The 17,325-nt window shown below is 60.9% G+C and carries 14 protein-coding genes; 9 read left to right on the forward strand and 5 right to left on the reverse strand.

Translation table 11 applies throughout. The annotated features are described in order from the left end of the window. Position 1: 1 nt before the first annotated feature. From coaBC to panB, 3 genes are read right to left on the reverse strand one after another with little or no spacing between them, the layout of a single operon-like run. Positions 2–1,255 carry a bifunctional phosphopantothenoylcysteine decarboxylase/phosphopantothenate--cysteine ligase CoaBC gene (gene coaBC / locus GSQ91_RS16680; protein WP_158822890.1) on the reverse strand — a complete coding sequence of 418 codons (1,254 nt, stop codon included), beginning with the start codon at positions 1,253–1,255 and terminating at the stop codon, positions 2–4. After that, positions 1,248–2,162, reverse strand: coding sequence for a pantoate--beta-alanine ligase (gene panC, locus GSQ91_RS16685; protein WP_158822891.1), 915 nt, complete (start codon positions 2,160–2,162; stop codon positions 1,248–1,250). The genes coaBC and panC overlap by 8 nt, the downstream gene beginning before the upstream one ends. Positions 2,163–2,165: 3 nt before the next feature. Next, positions 2,166–3,074, reverse strand: coding sequence for a 3-methyl-2-oxobutanoate hydroxymethyltransferase (panB, locus tag GSQ91_RS16690; protein WP_158822892.1), 909 nt, complete (start codon positions 3,072–3,074; stop codon positions 2,166–2,168). A 123-nt stretch (positions 3,075–3,197) separates the two neighbouring features. Here panB and GSQ91_RS16695 point away from each other — a divergent pair, with 123 nt between their 5' ends. From GSQ91_RS16695 to GSQ91_RS16705, 3 genes are all read left to right on the forward strand, one after another. Beyond that, positions 3,198–4,070, forward strand: a complete 873-nt coding sequence (locus tag GSQ91_RS16695; protein ID WP_158822893.1) for a ChbG/HpnK family deacetylase — start codon at positions 3,198–3,200, stop codon at positions 4,068–4,070. A gap of 189 nt (positions 4,071–4,259) precedes the next feature. Then, positions 4,260–5,405: an N-acetyl-alpha-D-glucosaminyl L-malate synthase BshA gene (gene bshA / locus GSQ91_RS16700; protein ID WP_158822894.1), complete on the forward strand. Its 1,146-nt coding sequence runs from the start codon at positions 4,260–4,262 to the stop codon at positions 5,403–5,405. Positions 5,406–5,784: 379 nt separating this feature from the next. Then, a complete protein-coding gene (locus GSQ91_RS16705) occupies positions 5,785–6,696 on the forward strand; it encodes a hypothetical protein (RefSeq protein ID WP_158822895.1) in 912 nt (303 codons plus the stop codon). A gap of 152 nt (positions 6,697–6,848) precedes the next feature. Here the strand turns inward: GSQ91_RS16705 and GSQ91_RS16710 are convergent, their stop codons facing one another. Beyond that, complete coding sequence (locus GSQ91_RS16710) at positions 6,849–9,323, reverse strand: serine/threonine-protein kinase (protein WP_158822896.1); 2,475 nt, start codon at positions 9,321–9,323, stop codon at positions 6,849–6,851. Between the two features lie 578 nt (positions 9,324–9,901). On the opposite strand from GSQ91_RS16710, the gene GSQ91_RS16715 reads away from it, so the two are divergent. From GSQ91_RS16715 to GSQ91_RS16725, 3 genes are all read left to right on the forward strand, one after another. Then, positions 9,902–10,273, forward strand: a complete 372-nt coding sequence (locus tag GSQ91_RS16715) for a response regulator (protein ID WP_158822897.1) — start codon at positions 9,902–9,904, stop codon at positions 10,271–10,273. Positions 10,274–10,408: 135 nt separating this feature from the next. Beyond that, a complete protein-coding gene (locus GSQ91_RS16720) occupies positions 10,409–12,520 on the forward strand; it encodes a heme lyase CcmF/NrfE family subunit (RefSeq protein WP_158822898.1) in 2,112 nt (703 codons plus the stop codon). Beyond that, the gene (locus tag GSQ91_RS16725) at positions 12,513–12,989 is read left to right on the forward strand and encodes a cytochrome c-type biogenesis protein CcmH (protein ID WP_158822899.1); all 477 of its coding nucleotides are present in this window, start codon (positions 12,513–12,515) and stop codon (positions 12,987–12,989) included. The genes GSQ91_RS16720 and GSQ91_RS16725 overlap by 8 nt, the downstream gene beginning before the upstream one ends. A gap of 458 nt (positions 12,990–13,447) precedes the next feature. On the opposite strand, the gene GSQ91_RS25745 is transcribed toward GSQ91_RS16725, so the two are convergent. Continuing rightward, positions 13,448–14,209, reverse strand: a complete 762-nt coding sequence (locus GSQ91_RS25745) for a M48 family metallopeptidase (protein ID WP_216845295.1) — start codon at positions 14,207–14,209, stop codon at positions 13,448–13,450. Positions 14,210–14,313: 104 nt separating this feature from the next. On the opposite strand from GSQ91_RS25745, the gene GSQ91_RS16735 reads away from it, so the two are divergent. From GSQ91_RS16735 to GSQ91_RS16745, 3 genes are read left to right on the forward strand one after another with little or no spacing between them, the layout of a single operon-like run. Then, complete coding sequence (locus GSQ91_RS16735; protein WP_158822900.1) at positions 14,314–14,811, forward strand: SET domain-containing protein; 498 nt, start codon at positions 14,314–14,316, stop codon at positions 14,809–14,811. Between the two features lie 50 nt (positions 14,812–14,861). Beyond that, positions 14,862–16,970 carry a DNA polymerase III subunit gamma/tau gene (gene dnaX / locus GSQ91_RS16740; RefSeq protein ID WP_158822901.1) on the forward strand — a complete coding sequence of 703 codons (2,109 nt, stop codon included), beginning with the start codon at positions 14,862–14,864 and terminating at the stop codon, positions 16,968–16,970. Between the two features lie 17 nt (positions 16,971–16,987). Further along, a complete protein-coding gene (locus GSQ91_RS16745; protein ID WP_158822902.1) occupies positions 16,988–17,299 on the forward strand; it encodes a YbaB/EbfC family nucleoid-associated protein in 312 nt (103 codons plus the stop codon). Positions 17,300–17,325: the final 26 nt, after the last annotated feature.

The following is a 17,325-nucleotide window of genomic DNA, read 5'->3' on the forward strand; positions in this document are numbered from 1 at the left end:
GTCAGACGCTCAGTGCTTCTTCTCTCTCTATGGAAGCAGCCGAGCCTCGTTGAGGAACCAAACCTCGCAGACGAAGCATCTCATCCAAAATCCGTTCCGCGAGTTGTCTCTTGGATGATTCAGGAAGGTCGATCGATTGCACCCTGGTTAATAGTGTCGCAGCATTTCGGTCAGAATCGAAACCCAGCCCCTCTTGTGTTATGTCATTGACAACAATCGCGTCCGCGCCTTTACGGAGCAGCTTCTCGCGGCCCCGCTCCAGATCCAGCCCCATCTCGGCGGCAAACGCGATAACCAGCGTTCCCGGGCGGCGGGCGTCCACGACTCGACGCACGATATCTTCGGTGGGCTCCAGTTCGAGCGTGAGCGGACCATTGCGCTCCAGCTTGCTCGGGGCGGCGTGCTTCATTCGAAAGTCGGCTACAGCGGCGGCCTTGATCACAGCGGTAGCACGCGGCAGATGGTTCAGAACTGCGTCCTGCATCTCCGCAGCGGTCGTTACTCGTACGACCTCGCAACCTTCCGGAACAGGAAGAGCCGTCGGAGCGGTCACGAGGATGACTCGCGCACCGCGGTGCTGCGCGGCGGCGGCGAGCGCGTAGCCCATCTTGCCGCTGGAACGGTTGCCGAGAAAGCGAACAGGATCGATCGGCTCGCGGGTGCCGCCTGCGGTAATCAGGATGGTCTCCGCAGCAAGATCGCGGGAGATCTGCAGCTCACTGAGTACAGATTCCACAATCGCGTCGATCTCAGGGAACCTGCCACTGCCTGTCATGCCGCAAGCGAGGTATCCGCTCTCCGGCTCGACGATATGATGTCCGCGCTGCCGCAGTGTAAGCAGATTCGCTTGCGTGGCAGGATGGTTCCACATGTTCACGTTCATCGCCGGAGCAAAGATAACGGGCGCTGTGTTCGCGAGGTAGGTTGCGGAAAGAAAGTCATCGGCGATGCCATGAGCCAACTTCGCCATCGTGTTGGCTGTTGCCGGGGCGATGAGCAGCAGGTCAGCCCACTGGGCCTGGGTGATGTGCTCGATTAAGAGTTCGTCATCTACCGTCTCTACCTGCGAGTCCCACAAGCTGGTGAAGACCTTGTGCGAGGTTAGCGAAGCGAAGGTCAGCGGCCGGATAAACTCCTCGGCTGCCTTCGTCATCACGACGCGCACCTGCATGCTCTGCCGTTGCAGAGCTCGCACGAGTTCGGCGGACTTGTAAGCTGCAATACCGCCGCAAACACCGAGCAGAATGTTAGGCATGGGACAACTCCCTTGCAGGTGCCTGCGAAAGATCAGGGTTTGCACGTTGCGCCACCGGCTCAATCACAACGTTGTCGATCAGGCGCGTCTTGCCGAACCAGGCAGCGATTGCAATCAGGGCTCCGTTATCGATGTTCTCGATGGGCTCCAGCGTGCCGGGATCGACGACGGCCACATAGTCGATCTGCAGCAGTGGATCAGCAGCGAGCGCTTCCGGCAGCGCATCGCGTAACACCTGCGCGCCACGAACCTCTGTCTTCACCAGATGCTGCGCGGCTTCCAGCGTGCGAGAAAGAATGAGAGCGCGACGGCGCTCGTCGGCAGAGAGATAGCGATTGCGCGAACTCATCGCGAGGCCGTCTTCTTCGCGAACGGTCGGGCAGGCAACGAGGTTCACGGGAAAGTTTAAGTCACGCACCATCGCCCGCAGCACCGCAACCTGCGCTGCATCCTTCTGGCCGAAGTACGCGCGGTCGGGGCCGACGATGTTGAACAGCTTGGCGACTACCGTAGCCACTCCACGAAAGTGGCCCGGCCGTGAAGCTCCGTCGAGCCGATTCCCTATGCCCTCTACCTCAACAAAAGTAGTTGCACCGGAGGGATACATATCGTCTGGCGCGGGGGCGAAAAGAATCTCTACGCCGGCGGACTCCAGCTTGCGGCAGTCCTCTTCAAACTCGCGGGGATAGACCGCGAAGTCCTCTCCCGCAGCAAACTGACGAGGATTGACGAAGATCGAAGCGACTACGACATCACACTCCGCTCGAGCCAACGCAATTAACGAGAGGTGCCCGGCATGCAGGGCACCCATGGTAGGAACAAAACCCAGGCCCCGCTCCGGAACAGTATTCTTCTTCAGCTCCCGGCACGCTTGCTGCATCTCGCTACTGGTGCGACAGATTCTCATCACCTATGCCTTACACAGATGCTTCTCTTCGGCATCCGATTCAATCCGTTCCGCCTGAACTTCGCGCGGGAGGTGGTAGCTCTCAGCGTCGCTCGGGAAGTAACGTCCAGCGACATCGTCCCGATACTGCTCGATGGCACGCGAGAAGAATGCGGCGCCATCGGCGTACTGTCGCGAAAACTTCGCAGCTGGCGAGAACGTCAGGTTGAACAGGTCGTGGAAGACCAGAATCTGCCCATCGCAGTCAGGGCCCGCGCCGATGCCGATCGTCGGCACAGCACTCCTGGCGGTAATCACGGCAGCAAGCTCGCGCGGAATTCCTTCCAGCACAATGGCAATCGCTCCCGCGGCTTCGAGCGCCACGGCATCCGCACAGAGGATATCCATGGCCTCGGTGGATCGTCCCTGAACGCGATAGCCTCCCATGCGATGCACCGATTGCGGCGTCAGGCCAATATGGCCGATGACTGGAATTTCGGCATCCCTCAGGCGTGCGACGAGGTCGGCGTGCTTGTGGCCGCCTTCGATCTTTACCGCCTGCGCGCCGGACTCCTTCATGAAACGAGTGGCGTTCCTGATCCCGTCCTCGATAGAAGCCTGGTACGAGCCATAGGGCATGTCCGCCACTAGAAGCGCATGCCGCACACCGCGCGAGACAGCTCGAGTGTGATGCAGCATCTCTTCCATCGTGACAGGCAATGTGTTCTCGTAGCCGAGAACGGCCATTCCGACAGAATCGCCGACCAATACGAGGTCGATACCCGCCTCATCGACAAGGCGTGCTGTGGGAAAGTCATACGCGGTCAACGCCGTAATGGGCTGGCCTGCACGTTTTTTCTGTAGGAGGACATCCGCCGTAACTCTTGGCAGGGACGTCGGTGCTCCGCGGTCGCGAAGTTGGGTGAGACTCATAACTCTTCTTCTCCAGTGCCACTCCGCCTAAGCTACTGGCAGATGCCGCCCGAATCTGACTACTAGTATACCGTGTTACAACCGGAAGAGCATGGATGTTGCCGTTGCTACAGAAATTCCTTCATGACCACCCGCCTCATCATCAACGCAGACGACTTCGGACTCACGCGCGGAATCAATCGCGCCATTCTCGAACTGCATCAGGCAGGGGCACTTACGTCCGCCACGCTGATGGCCAATGGCCCAGCCTTCGACGATGCCATCGCCATCGCTCGCGCCCATCCCACGCTGGGCGTTGGCTGCCATGTTGTGCTCACCGACGGCGTTCCGCTTTCGCCGCCGCAGAGTATTCCCACGCTCCTCGGCCCCGACGGCAAAAGCTTTCGGCCTACGCTCTCCAGCTTCCTCAGCGCCGTCCTGCGCGGCAAGATCAACGAAGACGAGATCGCACGCGAGGCCCTGGCGCAGATTCAGCGCATTCAGCAGGCAGGCATTCCGCTCACGCACCTCGACACCCACAAGCACACGCATATCTTCCCCAGTGTCGCCCGCCCGCTTCTTTCCATCGCAGAGAAGACCGGGATCGGCGCTATCCGCAGTCCCTTTGAAGAACCCTGGAGTCTCGCGCTCGGCCACAGCAGCTTAATGCGCGGCCTGCAGATCAGGCTGATCCAACCTCTTCGCAAACGATTCAAAGCCCTGCCGCAGATTCGCGAGGGACGCATCCTTACGACAGACGGCACCATCGGCATCTCGGCGACGGGGCATCTGGATGCCGCAGCCCTGCGTGACCTGCTCACAACCATGCCGGAGGGCGTCTGGGAGCTTGTCTGTCATCCGGGCTACAACGACAGCGACCTCGACGCCATCACCACTCGGCTTCGCGCCACACGCGAGATCGAATACGCGGCTCTGCTCTCCGCCTTCGATTCCCTGCATCCTTCACGACCTGAGCTCATCCACTATGGGGAGATCACCTCCGAGAGAGCTGAGTAGATGCAAACAAAAAGCCTTGACGCAAAGGTCGCGAAGGAAGCCAAGTTTCGCCACGGCAGCCGTGGCGAAACTTGGCTCTTTATCTTGGCGAACTTTGCGTCAAGGCTTTTCTCCCGTACGAGCACAGAGACTTAACCAGCTAACGGTACGTACAGTTCTAGGATGTCTGCGGAGAAACGCGAGCGAGCTATGAAGATCGGTATCACCTGTTATCCCACCTACGGCGGTTCTGGCGTGGTCGCCACTGAGTTGGGCATCGAGCTCGCCACGCGGGGGCATGAGGTCCACTTCATCACCTATTCGCAGCCCTTCCGGCTCACCGGCCGCGAGGCCAACATCTACTATCACGAGGTCCCGGTCTCGAACTATCCGCTGTTCGAATACCCTCCCTACGATCTCGCTCTGGCTACGCGCATGGCCGAAGTCGCGGAGTTTCACTCGCTCGACCTGCTGCATGTTCACTATGCGATTCCGCATAGCGTCAGTGCCCTGCTGGCTCGCCAGATGCTCGCCGCGCGTGGTCGCCATCTGCCCTTTATCACCACGCTCCACGGCACTGACATTACGCTGGTTGGACTCGACCGCTCGTACTTGCCTATTACGCGTTTCGGGATCGAAGAGTCTGACGGCGTCACCGCCATCTCCAGCTATCTGCGCGACCGCACCTATGAGGCCTTCGAGATCAAGCGCGACATCGAAGTCATACGCAACTTCGTCAACTGCGACTTCTACACGCGCGACCCGGAGCTCGTGGCCAAACAGCGCCCTCGCTTCGCCGCCGCAAACGAACGCATCCTCGTTCATCTCTCCAACTTCCGCCCCGTCAAACGCGTGCTTGATGTTGTGGAAGTCTTCGCCCGCATTGCGCCGCAGATCCCTTCGCGGCTGCTGCTCATCGGAGACGGCCCCGAGCGCTCTGCCGCCGAGTTTCTCGCCCTGCGCCACGGCATCGCCGACCGCGTTGAATTTCTCGGCAAGCAGGAGAACGTCAACGAGCTCCTCGGCCTCTCCGACCTCATGCTGATGCCGAGCGAGATGGAGTCCTTCGGCCTCGCCGCACTGGAGGCGATGGCCTGCCGCGTTCCTGCTATCGCTACCCGCGTAGGCGGTGTCCCCGAACTCATCGACGACGGTGAGAACGGCTTGCTCTACGAGGTCGGCGACATCGATGGCATGGCCGCCGGTGCACTCTCGCTCCTCACCGACCCTGCGCGTCTCGAAGCCATGTCCTCGGCTGCCCGGCGGACAGCGCAGGATAAGTTCTGCGCCACCCGCATCATTCCTCATTACGAGGAGTACTACGAGAGTGTGATTGCTGCCGGACCGCGCAAGTAGGGCGTTGTAAGTGCCGCCGCAAATCCGGGTGCCCCATCTTCGGCGCGCTTTTTGCGCCTAAGGTGGGCATCGGGCGAACGCCCGACCGCTCCAGCCTATGACTATTTCACCCATGATGTTCGTACCATTACACTGGGGCTACTGCCACTTAAGCCTGAGGAAGAAGAAAAATGGGCAGGAGCGGTTCGCTTCGCGAATGCCCACCTTAGCCGCGCAAAGAACGCGCGCCGAAGATGGGGCACCCGGATTTGTGGTGATACGCACAACACTTTCCGTGTTAACCCGCCGGATGCCTCGCAGCACGATAGTTACGAATAGCCCCTGTCCGAAGTCCTATCCTAAGCACAAGCGCTTTTGCGCCTGATCCGAGGACCGGCCCATGAAGCTCACGATTCCAAGTCTTACTACCGCTGCCTCCCTTCTGCTTGCCGCGCCGCTGTTCGCGCAGACAGCAGGTGTTTCGCACCCAGAAGACCTCAGCGACCCCATTACCGCTACGACTCCGGCTCCGGCCCAGCACTACCAAAAGCCCTCTCCGGCCATCCCTGTTGATAATTCAGCGTCATCCGCTCCTGTATTGCACGAGCGCGACGCCGCAGTGTCTGGACCTTCGGCGTCCGATGGGTATCAAGAGCCCCCCATCCAGACCGCACAGATCGTTCGCCGTGATCCATCGTTGACTGTTACGGACGATGTCAACAGCGGTGTCGTGATCGACGTTCCCAGCTCCGGCAATGAGCTGCCTCAAGGGACCCTGTTGCGGGCACGTCTCGATAGCGAGATTTCGACGCAGGCGACCCAGCGCGGCGCGGCCTTCCACGCGGAGCTCACACAGAACATCGAGCACCATGGCCGAGTCATCATCCCGGCCGGCTCCATTCTCAGTGGCCGCGTCACTAGCCTCCACGAAGGCCGCCGAATCAATGGCTCGGCTTACATTCATCTTCAACCGGAGTTCGTTACTCTGCCGGATGGTGTCACCTACCGGATGGATGCCCAGGTCGTCGACCTCGCCCACGTTCGCAACTCGCATGTGTCCGGAGAAGGCACCATTGTAGGCAACGACCACAGCAAGGGCACGATGACGACCCTCGGCCTCACCACAGGCGCTGCCGCGGTTACGGGTGCGGTGGTAGGTGGTGGCGTAGGCGCGGTGGTTGGCGCAGGCATCGGCGCTGGCGTGGGCACGGTCGTGTGGTTGAGGCAGGAGAACCAGGAGACGCTGCATGCAGGCACCGAGATTATCTTCAGCCTCAACCAGCCTATGCCGCTCGAACCTTCCTCTCGCTGATCTCTGACTGGCGCTAAAAACAAACGGCCCTCGCGAGCGAGGGCCGTTTTAGTTGCTTTTGTTTTTCTGGTTTGTCATTCCCGTAGGGAATGACAAACCAGAAAGGCAAGAGAAAAGACAACAACTGCAAACTTCAAACTTGCAGCCGCGCCCTAATGCATCACCTGCGCCAACAGGCGTTTCCAATTCTTCTGGTTTCGCCGGTAGCTCTTCTTCAGGTCGTCGAGCGCGCGCTGAAAATCTCCGTGCTCGCTCATACCGCGCCATGCCGGGTTCTTGCTGAACCACGGATAGTTTTCATTGCCCAGATAGATCGCGCGGCGTAGCCAGTGCAAAGCTTCTGACTCGTCGCCTTCCACCGCAAAATACGTCGCCAACCTGTAGGCCATCTCACTGTCGGCCTCAGCCGCAGCCAGTGTCTCTTCCAGGATGAACTCCGCGGCCTTGTGCCGGTCGCCGAGCTGCACGTAGCACATCGCAATCGTCGGGAACACGATGCGCATCGTCGCGTCGTCGCGAATGACACCCTCGAGCGTGTCGACCGCACGCGACAGTTGGCCCTCGCGCATCTGCTGGTATCCCTGCGAGATGCGCAGCAGCGGCTGTCGCGGTTCGAGCGTAAGCCCCTTCTCAATCTCGTCCGCAGCCAGCTCCAGCTGGTTCTGATACTGATAGACCCTGGCGCGATGGTTGTAGATCATCGCCGCATTCGACGGATTCAACCGCAGCGATGTATTGAACTGATCGAGCGCCTCTTCATACATGCCGTCGATGCGCAGCGTAAGGCCCGCTACCAGGTGCACGTTCCAATCGTTGCTCGCCTGCTGCAGCAGATGTTCGATGCCATGGCGCGCACTCTCTTTTTCACCGCGCGACAGCAGCATGTACACGCGATAGAGGTTCGCTTCCACCGACCCCGGATCGAGCTCCAGCGCGCGATCGAAGGCGCGCCGCGCCTCCAGCACATGCATCTGGCCGCCCAGGCCGTGCCGCGCATACTGCAGGTGCGTAATGCCAAGGCCTGACCACCCCGGCGCATAAGCCGCATCCTGCAAAACAACGCTGGCAAAGAGTTCGCGTGCGTAATCAAGCTCCTCGCGATTCCCGGTCCGCGACATAAACGAGGACAGCAGCGCGCGCGCCTGCAGGTAATCCTCAGAAACGTTGTCTCCCAGCGAGTCCCGGCGCTGCGGTTCTCCCATGCCACCCTGCAGGGCGCCAAAACCATGCAGTTCGCCAAAGACCTCGTCGCAGATCTCGGTCTGCACCGAGATCAGATCGAAGCTCTGCACGCTGATCGCGCCGCCAGTCCGCACGCTCTGGCCTTCGACATCCAGCAGCTGCCAGTTCAGGTCGAAGCCGCTCTCCGAACGCAGGAAGCTGCCCGCCAGAACGTAGTTCACCATCAGCTTGCGCCCGATGCTGAGCGGATCGAGCTGTTGCGTCGGAACATTCATCAACGCGCTCGAAGGCCGCACGACCAGCGATGGAACCTTCGCCAGCCGCGCCGCCAACGCATCCGCCAGCGCATAGCCGTAGAACGGTGTTGCAGCCGTCGTTCCAAGGTTCACAAACGGCAGCACCACAATGTTGGTTCCCTTGCTGGCCGTGGTGGAGACGCTATCGCGAAAACGCTCGGCCAGCATGGAGAGGATGCCTGTCGTCCGCTTCTCTTCCTCGGGCGTCTCCATGTCCAGGCGTTGTTGCGCTGGCATGTTGATCGCGCCTTCGCCGGGCATGACGACTGAATCGAGCTGCAGCGTCTTGACGATCGTCTTCAGGCTCTCCCGGACTTCGGCGGCCGAAGCATAGCGCTCTGAAGGCTGCTTGGCGAGACAGCGGAGAATCACGCTCTCCAGCTCTATCGACATGTCCGGAATAATCTCGCGCAGCGGCGGCGGCTCTGCGAACTGGATCGCACGAATGCTCTGCAGCTCCTGCGCGTCGGGCCGGTGGAACGGGTGCCGCCCACTGACCATCTCGTAGAGAATCAGCCCCAGGGCGAAGATGTCGCTCTGGATGCTGCTCTGCCCAGTCACGAACTGCTCTGGCGCCATGTAGGCGATGGTTCCACCGCGCGCTGTGTAAGTTTGCCCAGCCAGGGCAGGTGTCTGCAGCTGCGCCGGGCCAGCGGGATCGAAGTCCAAATTCTCACGCTTCAATTGCCGGGCCAAGCCGAAGTCGAGGATTTTAATCAGCCCGCCATCGGTCAGCATGACGTTCGCAGGCTTCAGGTCGCGATGGAAGATGCCGAGATTGTGCGCCGCGGCCAGACCGTCGGAGATCTGCATGCCGCTCGAAAGCACGAGCTGCGCGTTCGCCGGGCCCTCCTCGATGACCTTATCCAGCGACTTGCCCGGAATGTACTGCATCACGATGTAGGCTTCGTCGTCCGACTCGCCGACCTCATAGATGGCGCAGACGTTGGGATGGTCGATGGCCGAGGCCAGCCGCGCCTCGCGCAACTGGGTAGCGCGCACCTGTTCAGGGGTCTGCGAACCGCGCTTCAGCAGCTTGAGCACCACCGGACGCTGCAGCAGGGTGTCGTTGGCCAGAAACACAACGCCACTGCCGCCCGCGCCGATCTTGCGTATGAACTCATATTGCCTGATAACGCGGCGCTTCATAGCTGTATTATCAAGCATTTTGGAAAACAATTCGTGTGGAAGAGTGGCTGGGCGTACAAACGCACTGCTCTGACAAGGGCTTTCGGACCCCCGTGCACTGCCATCGTTCCACTGCGGGGTGTCGTAAAACCTTGACGCAACGGTTCGCAACGATGCGCGACGGTATTCGTACCAGGGAGGCATCTTTCCATAAGCACTGCTGCCGTCGCGTGCCGTTGCGAACCGCCGCGCTCGTTGCGTCAAGGCTTTTACGGCTCCTCGCAGTATCGGGGACGAATTGCAACTGCTTAATGACAGACACGTGACAACTTCGGTGGCAGGAGTTGCTAGGCTTGCCAAAGATCGAGCACTTCTTCGTGCTGGGTCCGATTTCATAAACAGGCAGGTGTACTTTGGAGAGGCGCCCCTCCCCATTCCTCTCCCCTCGGCAACTTCATCTTTCACCTATACCGAAGACAGAGACAGCCTTTATTCTAAAATTCGCATCCACTAACTAAATAGATCCAGATTTTTGCTGGTAGCCCGAGGTGCAGATATCAAGGCATCGGTTACACCACCAGGACCTGGATGAGGAATGCATGCCCGCAACCATCTTGCTCATTGACGATAACGCTGTACAGGCTGCCACCCGGCAGACGATTCTCAAGCGAGCAGGTTATTTTGTGATCGCGGTCCTCAACCCTGAACGTGCTCTAGAGCAGTTCCGCAGCGACGAATTTCCAGCCCCCATCGACCTGATCCTTACCGACCACGTCATGCCTTGCATGAACGGCTCCGAGTTCGTCCGTAAGCTGCGCGAGTTCCAGCCCCGCATCCCCATCCTCGTCATCAGCGGCATGATCGAGGCCGAGGAGGAGTACGAGGGCCTCGACATCCACTTCCGGCTCAAGCCTCTGCTGCCCGATCATCTCCTCGCCAGCGTCCATCGGCTCGTCACCCACGCCGAATAATTCAGTTTCACAGTTGCTGCGTCCTGCCCCTCTCCTTATCGCCTGTAAAACCGAATAGCGCACGTCTCTTCGCCAATCTCCGCCTCCATCCCCGGAAGTTTGAGAGAATGAAAGCGAAAGCGAAGGACGCCTACAATGCCCCATCCCATGCCGTCGTTCGGCAGCTTCTCACTGCTTCTGGCCCTGGTGCTAGGCGCTTACACCTTCCTGTCTGGAACCTTCGCGCTTTGGGCGATCTCCACAGGCCGGCAACTCGCCATCTCCGCCGAGCATCTGCGCGAGAGTTCGCGCCGTGCCGGTCTCATGAGCTTCGTCGCGGTGTCCTGTGCGGCCTTCGCGCTCATCTGGGCGGCTTTTACCAACGACTACTCGGTCGACTACATCCTGCACCACACCAACCGTGCGCTGGCTCCTGCCTACAAATTCTCCGCGCTCTGGTCCGGTCAGGAAGGCTCCTTGCTGCTCTGGGCGTGGCTACTAGCCGCCTACGGCTTTGTGCTGCGCCTGCGCCATAAAGTCGACATCACGCTGAGCGCCTACGCCTCAACCATCCTCTCCGCCATCCAGGTCTTCTTCCTTCTGATCCTGGTCTTCGCCGCGCCGCCGTTCGCCGGCGTACCCGGAGGCGTCGTCCCCGCCGATGGTTTCGGCCTCAATCCTCTCCTGCAGTATCCCGAGATGGTCATCCATCCGCCGATGCTCTATCTCGGCTACGTTGGCTTCTCGGTCCCCTTCGCCTTCGCACTCGGCGCTCTGATGATGCGCTACCCCGGCGAGAAGTGGATCCACATCACCCGCCGCTGGACGATGGTCACCTGGCTCTTCCTCACCTGCGGCATCTGCCTCGGCATGCACTGGGCCTACGCCGTGCTCGGCTGGGGCGGCTACTGGGCCTGGGATCCGGTCGAGAACGCCAGCTTCCTGCCATGGCTCACAGGCACCGCCTTTCTGCACTCCGTGATGATGCAGGAAAAACGCGGCATGATGAAGGGCTGGAACGTTTGGCTCATCTTCACGACATTTCTGCTCACCATTCTCGGCACGGATCTTACGCGCTCCGGCCTCGTCAGCTCCGTACACGCCTTCGCGCAGAGCTCCATCGGCTCCTGGTTCACGACCTTCATGGTGATCGTCTTCGTCGTGTGCCTGTTCACCTTCCTGTATCAGCGCGACCACCTCAAGGCCGAAAACAGGCTGGAATCGCTGGTCTCGCGCGAGTCGAGCTTCCTGTTCAACAACCTCATCCTGCTGGCGGCCTGCTTCACCGTCCTCTGGGGCACGCTGTTCCCGGTGCTGAGCGAGTTCGTGCAAGGCTCGAAGGTCACTATGGGGCCGCCGTTCTTCAACCGCGTCGCCGTTCCCGTCGGCCTGGCACTGGTCTTTCTCACCGGCATTGGGCCTCTGCTGTCGTGGCGGTCTACGTCGCTGCGCGCTATCCGCCGCAACTTCATCCTGCCCTGCATCGCCATCCTCGCCACGGCTATCGTGCTGATGGCCTGCGGCGTTCGTCCCTGGAAGGACGATGACTCCACCTCCAGCATCTATGCGCTGGTCTGCTTCGCGCTGGGAGCAGGTGTCATTACCGCCATCTTCTCCGAGTTTCTCCGCGGTGCAGGCGTCGTTCGTACGCAGACAGGCAAGAACCTCGCGACCTCCATATTTCTGCTCGTGCGCCGCAACACACGCCGCTACGGCGGCTACTTTATCCACTTCGGCGTGATCGTGATGTTCATCGGGCTTGCAGGCTCTGCGTTCAACCAGTCCAAAGAGGTGGAGATGGGCTTTGGTGACTCCGTCCAGCTCAACGGCTACAAGATCGTCTGCCAGAGCTACTCGCAGGACTCCAACGCGAACTACGACACCGACTTCGCCCTGCTTGACGTCTTCCACGGCGCCAAGAAAATAACTCAGCTCACTCCGGAAAAACGCTTCTATACAGCCAGCCAGCAGAGTTCGACCATCGTTGCGATCCACTCCACGCTCGCGCACGATCTCTACGTCGTGTTTATGGGCCGCAATCCCGAGACCGACCGGCCCATCATCAAGATCATCCTCAATCCTCTGGTGAACTGGATCTGGATCGGCGTCGGCATCATCATCTTCGGCACCTTCATCGCGCTGGTTCCACCGCTGAAACCTGGAGCTCGTCGCGTAGAAGCCACGGAAAATTCACCACTCGAAGCTCCTAATCCAAAGCTCGAAGCACACCCCGCCTTCGCCGCCGTCGATGGAAGCTCCCATGCCTAGACGTCTGCTCCAGATTGCGCTCGTCTGCCTTCTCGCCGTGACCATGCTCGGCGCAGGTACGCCCTCCACCAGCTTCGACAAGATCGGGCACAAGCTCATGTGCCAGTGCGGCTGCGGTCAGATTCTGCTGGAGTGCAACCACGTCGGCTGCCCCGTCTCCGGCCCGATGATCGACGAGCTGCACACCCAGATCGCTACCGGCCTGCCGGAGGCCGGAGTCCTCAACTGGTTCATCGGCAAGTACGGCCCGATCGTCCTAGCCGAGCCCATTCGCGGAGGCTTCGACAACGTCGCCTGGATCGTTCCGTTCGCCGCCTTGGTATTGGCAACCTTAGGAGTTGCTCTGCTGATCCGGATGTGGCACCGTCGCTATGCCCGGATGCAACCGGCAGCCACAGCGCCACCATCGGATACCACCACCAACGCGATGCGGGACCGTATACGGCGCGATATCGACTTCGACAGCTAAACAGTGTGGTGCATGAATGAATCACCACAGAACTGTCATCTCGACCGGAGCATGATGGTTTTATCGTCATGCGTAGTGGAGAGACCTGCAGCTTGCATGCGCAGACGGTAGTGCTGGCACAGGCAAACTGCAGGTCTTGACGCAAAGCGCGCCACAAACATTTGCACCGCGCTCTGCAACATGCAGGTCTTTCCGCAAAGCGCGCCACAAACATTTGCACCGCGCTCTGCAACATGCAGGTCTTTCCGCAGAGCGCGCCACAAACATTCGCATCGCGCTCTGCAACATGCAGGTCTTGACGCAGAGCGCGCCACAAACATTCGCATCGCGCTCTGCAACATGCAGGTCTTTCCGCTACGGCGGCAAAAGCGCCGCCTTCGGTCGAGATGACACGGTAGGAGTGGCATCAAAAACAGCCTCACCACGCTATTCGTGAAAATGCTATAAAACGACAGCCCTTACGACCCGGACATCTCCTTCAAAGCTTCCTGCGACGCTTTCTTCTGCTTCGGGATCGGATCCAGCTCGAGGCAACGCTTGTATTCCTTAACAGCTTCGTCAAGTTTGCCCAGCTTCCGTGCAAACTCGGCCAGCGAGAAGTGCGCGTTCGGATCGTCATCCGCAAACGACACCGCATCCTTCGACCGCAGATACGCCCCGCGAAAGTTCCCATCATCCGCATAGTACTGCGCTACCTTCAGGTCTTCGTCGACACGCTCCGTAGGAGACTGCCGCGGAACCGCCGGCAGCTTTCTGCGCGGCTTCTTCGGCTCCGGCGGAGGATCGTCTAACGGAGACTTACTATCCGGATCCGGCCCTAGCCCATTGAGATCACTCGAACTGCTGGAGCTTGAGCTGCTGGAGCTTGAGCTACTGGAGCTCGAACTACTCGAGCTGCTGGAATCATCGGGCTTGGTCGAACTGCCGGAGCTGCCCGCATCCTTCAGCCCTCCGGGGTTCGGCAGCGGGACATTGGGGTTCGCCGCGCTGGGCGTTGTCTCCCCTGGGTAGGGAAACTGCTGCGCCGCGCTGGGCGGAGGCGTTGCCGGTGTCGGCGTCGCGCACTTCGGATCGGTAACTGAGTTTCCCTGCGCGTCTTTCGTGGTGCAGTTGGCCTGCGGAGTCTGCTGGGTCTGTGGAGTCTGCGCCCAAACCATCGAACTGACGGTCAGCGCCCCGATAGCCAGTCCCAACCGAACTGTTGTCCTCTTTCCGCTCATATCCCCTATTAGACGACATTCCCGGCCTCCCGATAACCTCCCTTCCCTGCAAAAATGCTTTCATCCCTGCTTTCATCACCCTGGGTCTTGCTATACTCCGGCCAATGCCGCGCGCAAAAACTACCAATTCCCCCCGCCTCCTCATCCGCTCCTCCTCCATCCACGCCGCTGGATGCTACACGCTGGACGCCATTCCGCGCGGCCGCCGCATCATCGAGTACGACGGCCCCCGCCTCTCCAAAGAGCTCGCCGACGAGCGCTATGCCGACCGCATCGTCACCTACATCTTCGGCTTCGGAGACAACGGTGCCGTGATCGACGGCTTTGGAACCGCGATGTTCCTCAACCACTCCTGCGCGCCCAACTGCGAGAGCGAAGAGAGGGGCGGCCGCGTCTTCGTTCGCGCCATCCGCAACATTGCCGCCGGCGAAGAGCTGCTCTACGAGTACAACCTCTACGACGCCGACGAAGCAGACAAAGCCGATTGCTACTGCGGCGCTCCGCAGTGCCGCGGCACGATGTTCTCCGACACCGAGCTCGAGCGCCGCGCCCGGCTGGCGAAGCGGAAGCAGGCCAAAAAGGCTGAAACGGCAAAGGCATAGCTCCTGTCCTCGAAACCCACACCCCCGGACGATACAATCAAGTTCGCCCGATGGCCTATCAAGTTCTAGCCCGCAAATACCGCCCCCAGCGCTTCAGTGACGTCGTTGGGCAGGACCATGTCACCCGAACGCTGCTCAACGCGCTCGCGCAGAACCGCATCGCGCACGGCTACATCTTCTCCGGCCATCGCGGTATCGGTAAGACGACCATCGCGCGCATCCTTGCCTCCGCGCTCAACTGCCGCACGGCCATCGGCTCCCCCGAGCGCCCCACGCCCGAGCCTTGCGAGGTCTGCGATAGCTGCCTCGAGATCCGCTCCGGCAGCGCCGTCGACGTCATCGAGATCGACGCCGCCACCAACCGCGGCATCGACGAGATCCGCGAGCTGCGCGACGCCGCCCGCTATCGCCCCTCGCGCGACAAGTACAAGATCTACATCCTCGACGAGGCGCACCAGATCACCGACGCCGCCTTCAATGCCCTGCTCAAGACCCTCGAGGAGCCGCCTGACCACATCGTCTTCATGATGGCGACCACGCAGCCCGAGGACATCCCCCAGACCATCCGCTCGCGCTGCCAGCACTTCAGCTTTCACGCCGTCAAACTCGACGACATCGTCGGCCAGCTCACCTCCATCTCCAAGCAGGAGAACATCGTCGTCGACGAGGCCACGCTCGCACTGCTGGCCGAGGCCGGCGACGGCTCCATGCGCGACGCGCTCTCAATCATGGACCAGGCCATCGCCAGCGCACCGCTGGTCGAGGGCCGTCCGGCACTCGAGCTCGGACAGGTACGCGAGCTCATGGGCTCGGTCTCGAACGTCGTCTACGAGGACGTTCTGCAGGCCGTCCACGCCAACTCCAGCGCCGACGTGCTCGCCATCGTCAATCGCCTGCTCGACGCCGGCAACGGCGCACCGCAACTCGCGCGCCAGTTCGTACGCTATATCCGCAACTGCATCGTCGCCAAGATCACGGGGTTGGCTCCAGGCACGGATGCCACCGGCGTCGCCGCCGACCTGCTGCAGATCTCGCCCGAAGAGCGCCACCGCGCCGCCCGTTCCGCCACACTCTTTACCGAGGAAGAGCTCTCACGCTTCCTCGGGATCATGCTTCGCACCTTCGACGAGCTTGGCTATCGCCAGGAACAGCGCTTCCATCTCGAGCTTGGCCTGCTGAAGCTCGTCCACGTCCAGCGCCTCATCCCTATCGAAGACCTGCTCAGCCAGCTCGGTGCCCCCGCAAAGAATCCAGGCACTCCATCGACTCCGGGGACCACCTCTGCGACGACGGCTCCCAAGGCCGCCGCTCCAGCGCCAACTCCCAGCGCCCCGGTTGCGCCCAGGGTAAGCCCTCCAGCAACTCAGGCACAGGCCGCGAATCCGCCCGCCTTCCCCTCCTCGCCCTTCGAAGCCGACCACACGCGGAAGGTCCCAACCGCCTCTTCGCCAGCAGCTTCGACCGCGATCAACACCACAACCGAAGGTGCCCTCGCACTGGCCGACCGCCCCGCACCGGCACCACAGCCTGAGAGCATCACTCCGCAGCCGAACTCTCGCCCGCACCTCGTTGTGTCTCCGCCTGAAGCTGCCCCTGTCTCAGCCGCCATCGCGGCACCTCCCGTCGCGGTCATTACTCCTCCTGCCACTGTGATTGCTCCTCCAGCCACGGTGGCTGCTCCTCCGGCCGCAGCGATCACACCTCCTGTCGCGGCAGTCCCACCTCCTCCTCCAGCGGCAGTCGCTGCACCCGCCGACACAGGCCTCGACCTCGCTGCCCTTCAACAGGCCTTTGTCACAGCGCTGGCCAATACCAAGGGCCAGCAGTCGGCCTCCGAGCAGGTGGAGGACGCGCATCTCTCGCTGAACGGCGATACGCTCGAACTCCATACCACGCTCTCCGCGACGATGCTTCCCATCCTGCTCAACGCCGACGCCGACCGCATTCTGAAGACCGTGATGCGAGCGCAGAACGCGGGCACACTGAAGCTCAAGTTCATCCCTGGAACACCCTCAGCCTCGCCCACCAAGAAGTCTTCCCGGCCGGCAGCAGAGGGCAGCGCCGCCGATCTCGCCTCAAAGCATCCTATCGTCCAGCAGGCGCAGCAGCTCTTCTCCGCCGAGATCAGTAGAGTCATCGACCTCCGCGGCAAAGATTAACAAACCGAAAGGCCCCTATGGATCTCGACAAGATGCAGCAGATGCTCTCGCAAGTGCAGGCGATGAAGTCGCAGATGGACGATCGCCTCGCCGAGACCGTCGTCGAAGCCACTTCGGGCGGCGGCGCAGTCATCGTTCGCATGAACGGCAAGAAAGAGTTGCTCAAGCTCACCATAGCCCCCGCTGCCGCAAGTGCGGCTACAAGCGACATCACCATGCTCGAAGACCTCATCCTCGGCGCCGTCAATGAAGCCTCGCGCAAGGCCGACGACGCGGCCCAATCAAATGCCGCAGGCATGCTTGGAGGCCTCGGCCTCCCGGGCTTCTAAGTCTCTTACCTGTTTGCTGTTTCCTG

Source organism: Granulicella sp. S156 (genome assembly GCF_009766105.1).
GTDB lineage: Bacteria > Acidobacteriota > Terriglobia > Terriglobales > Acidobacteriaceae > Granulicella.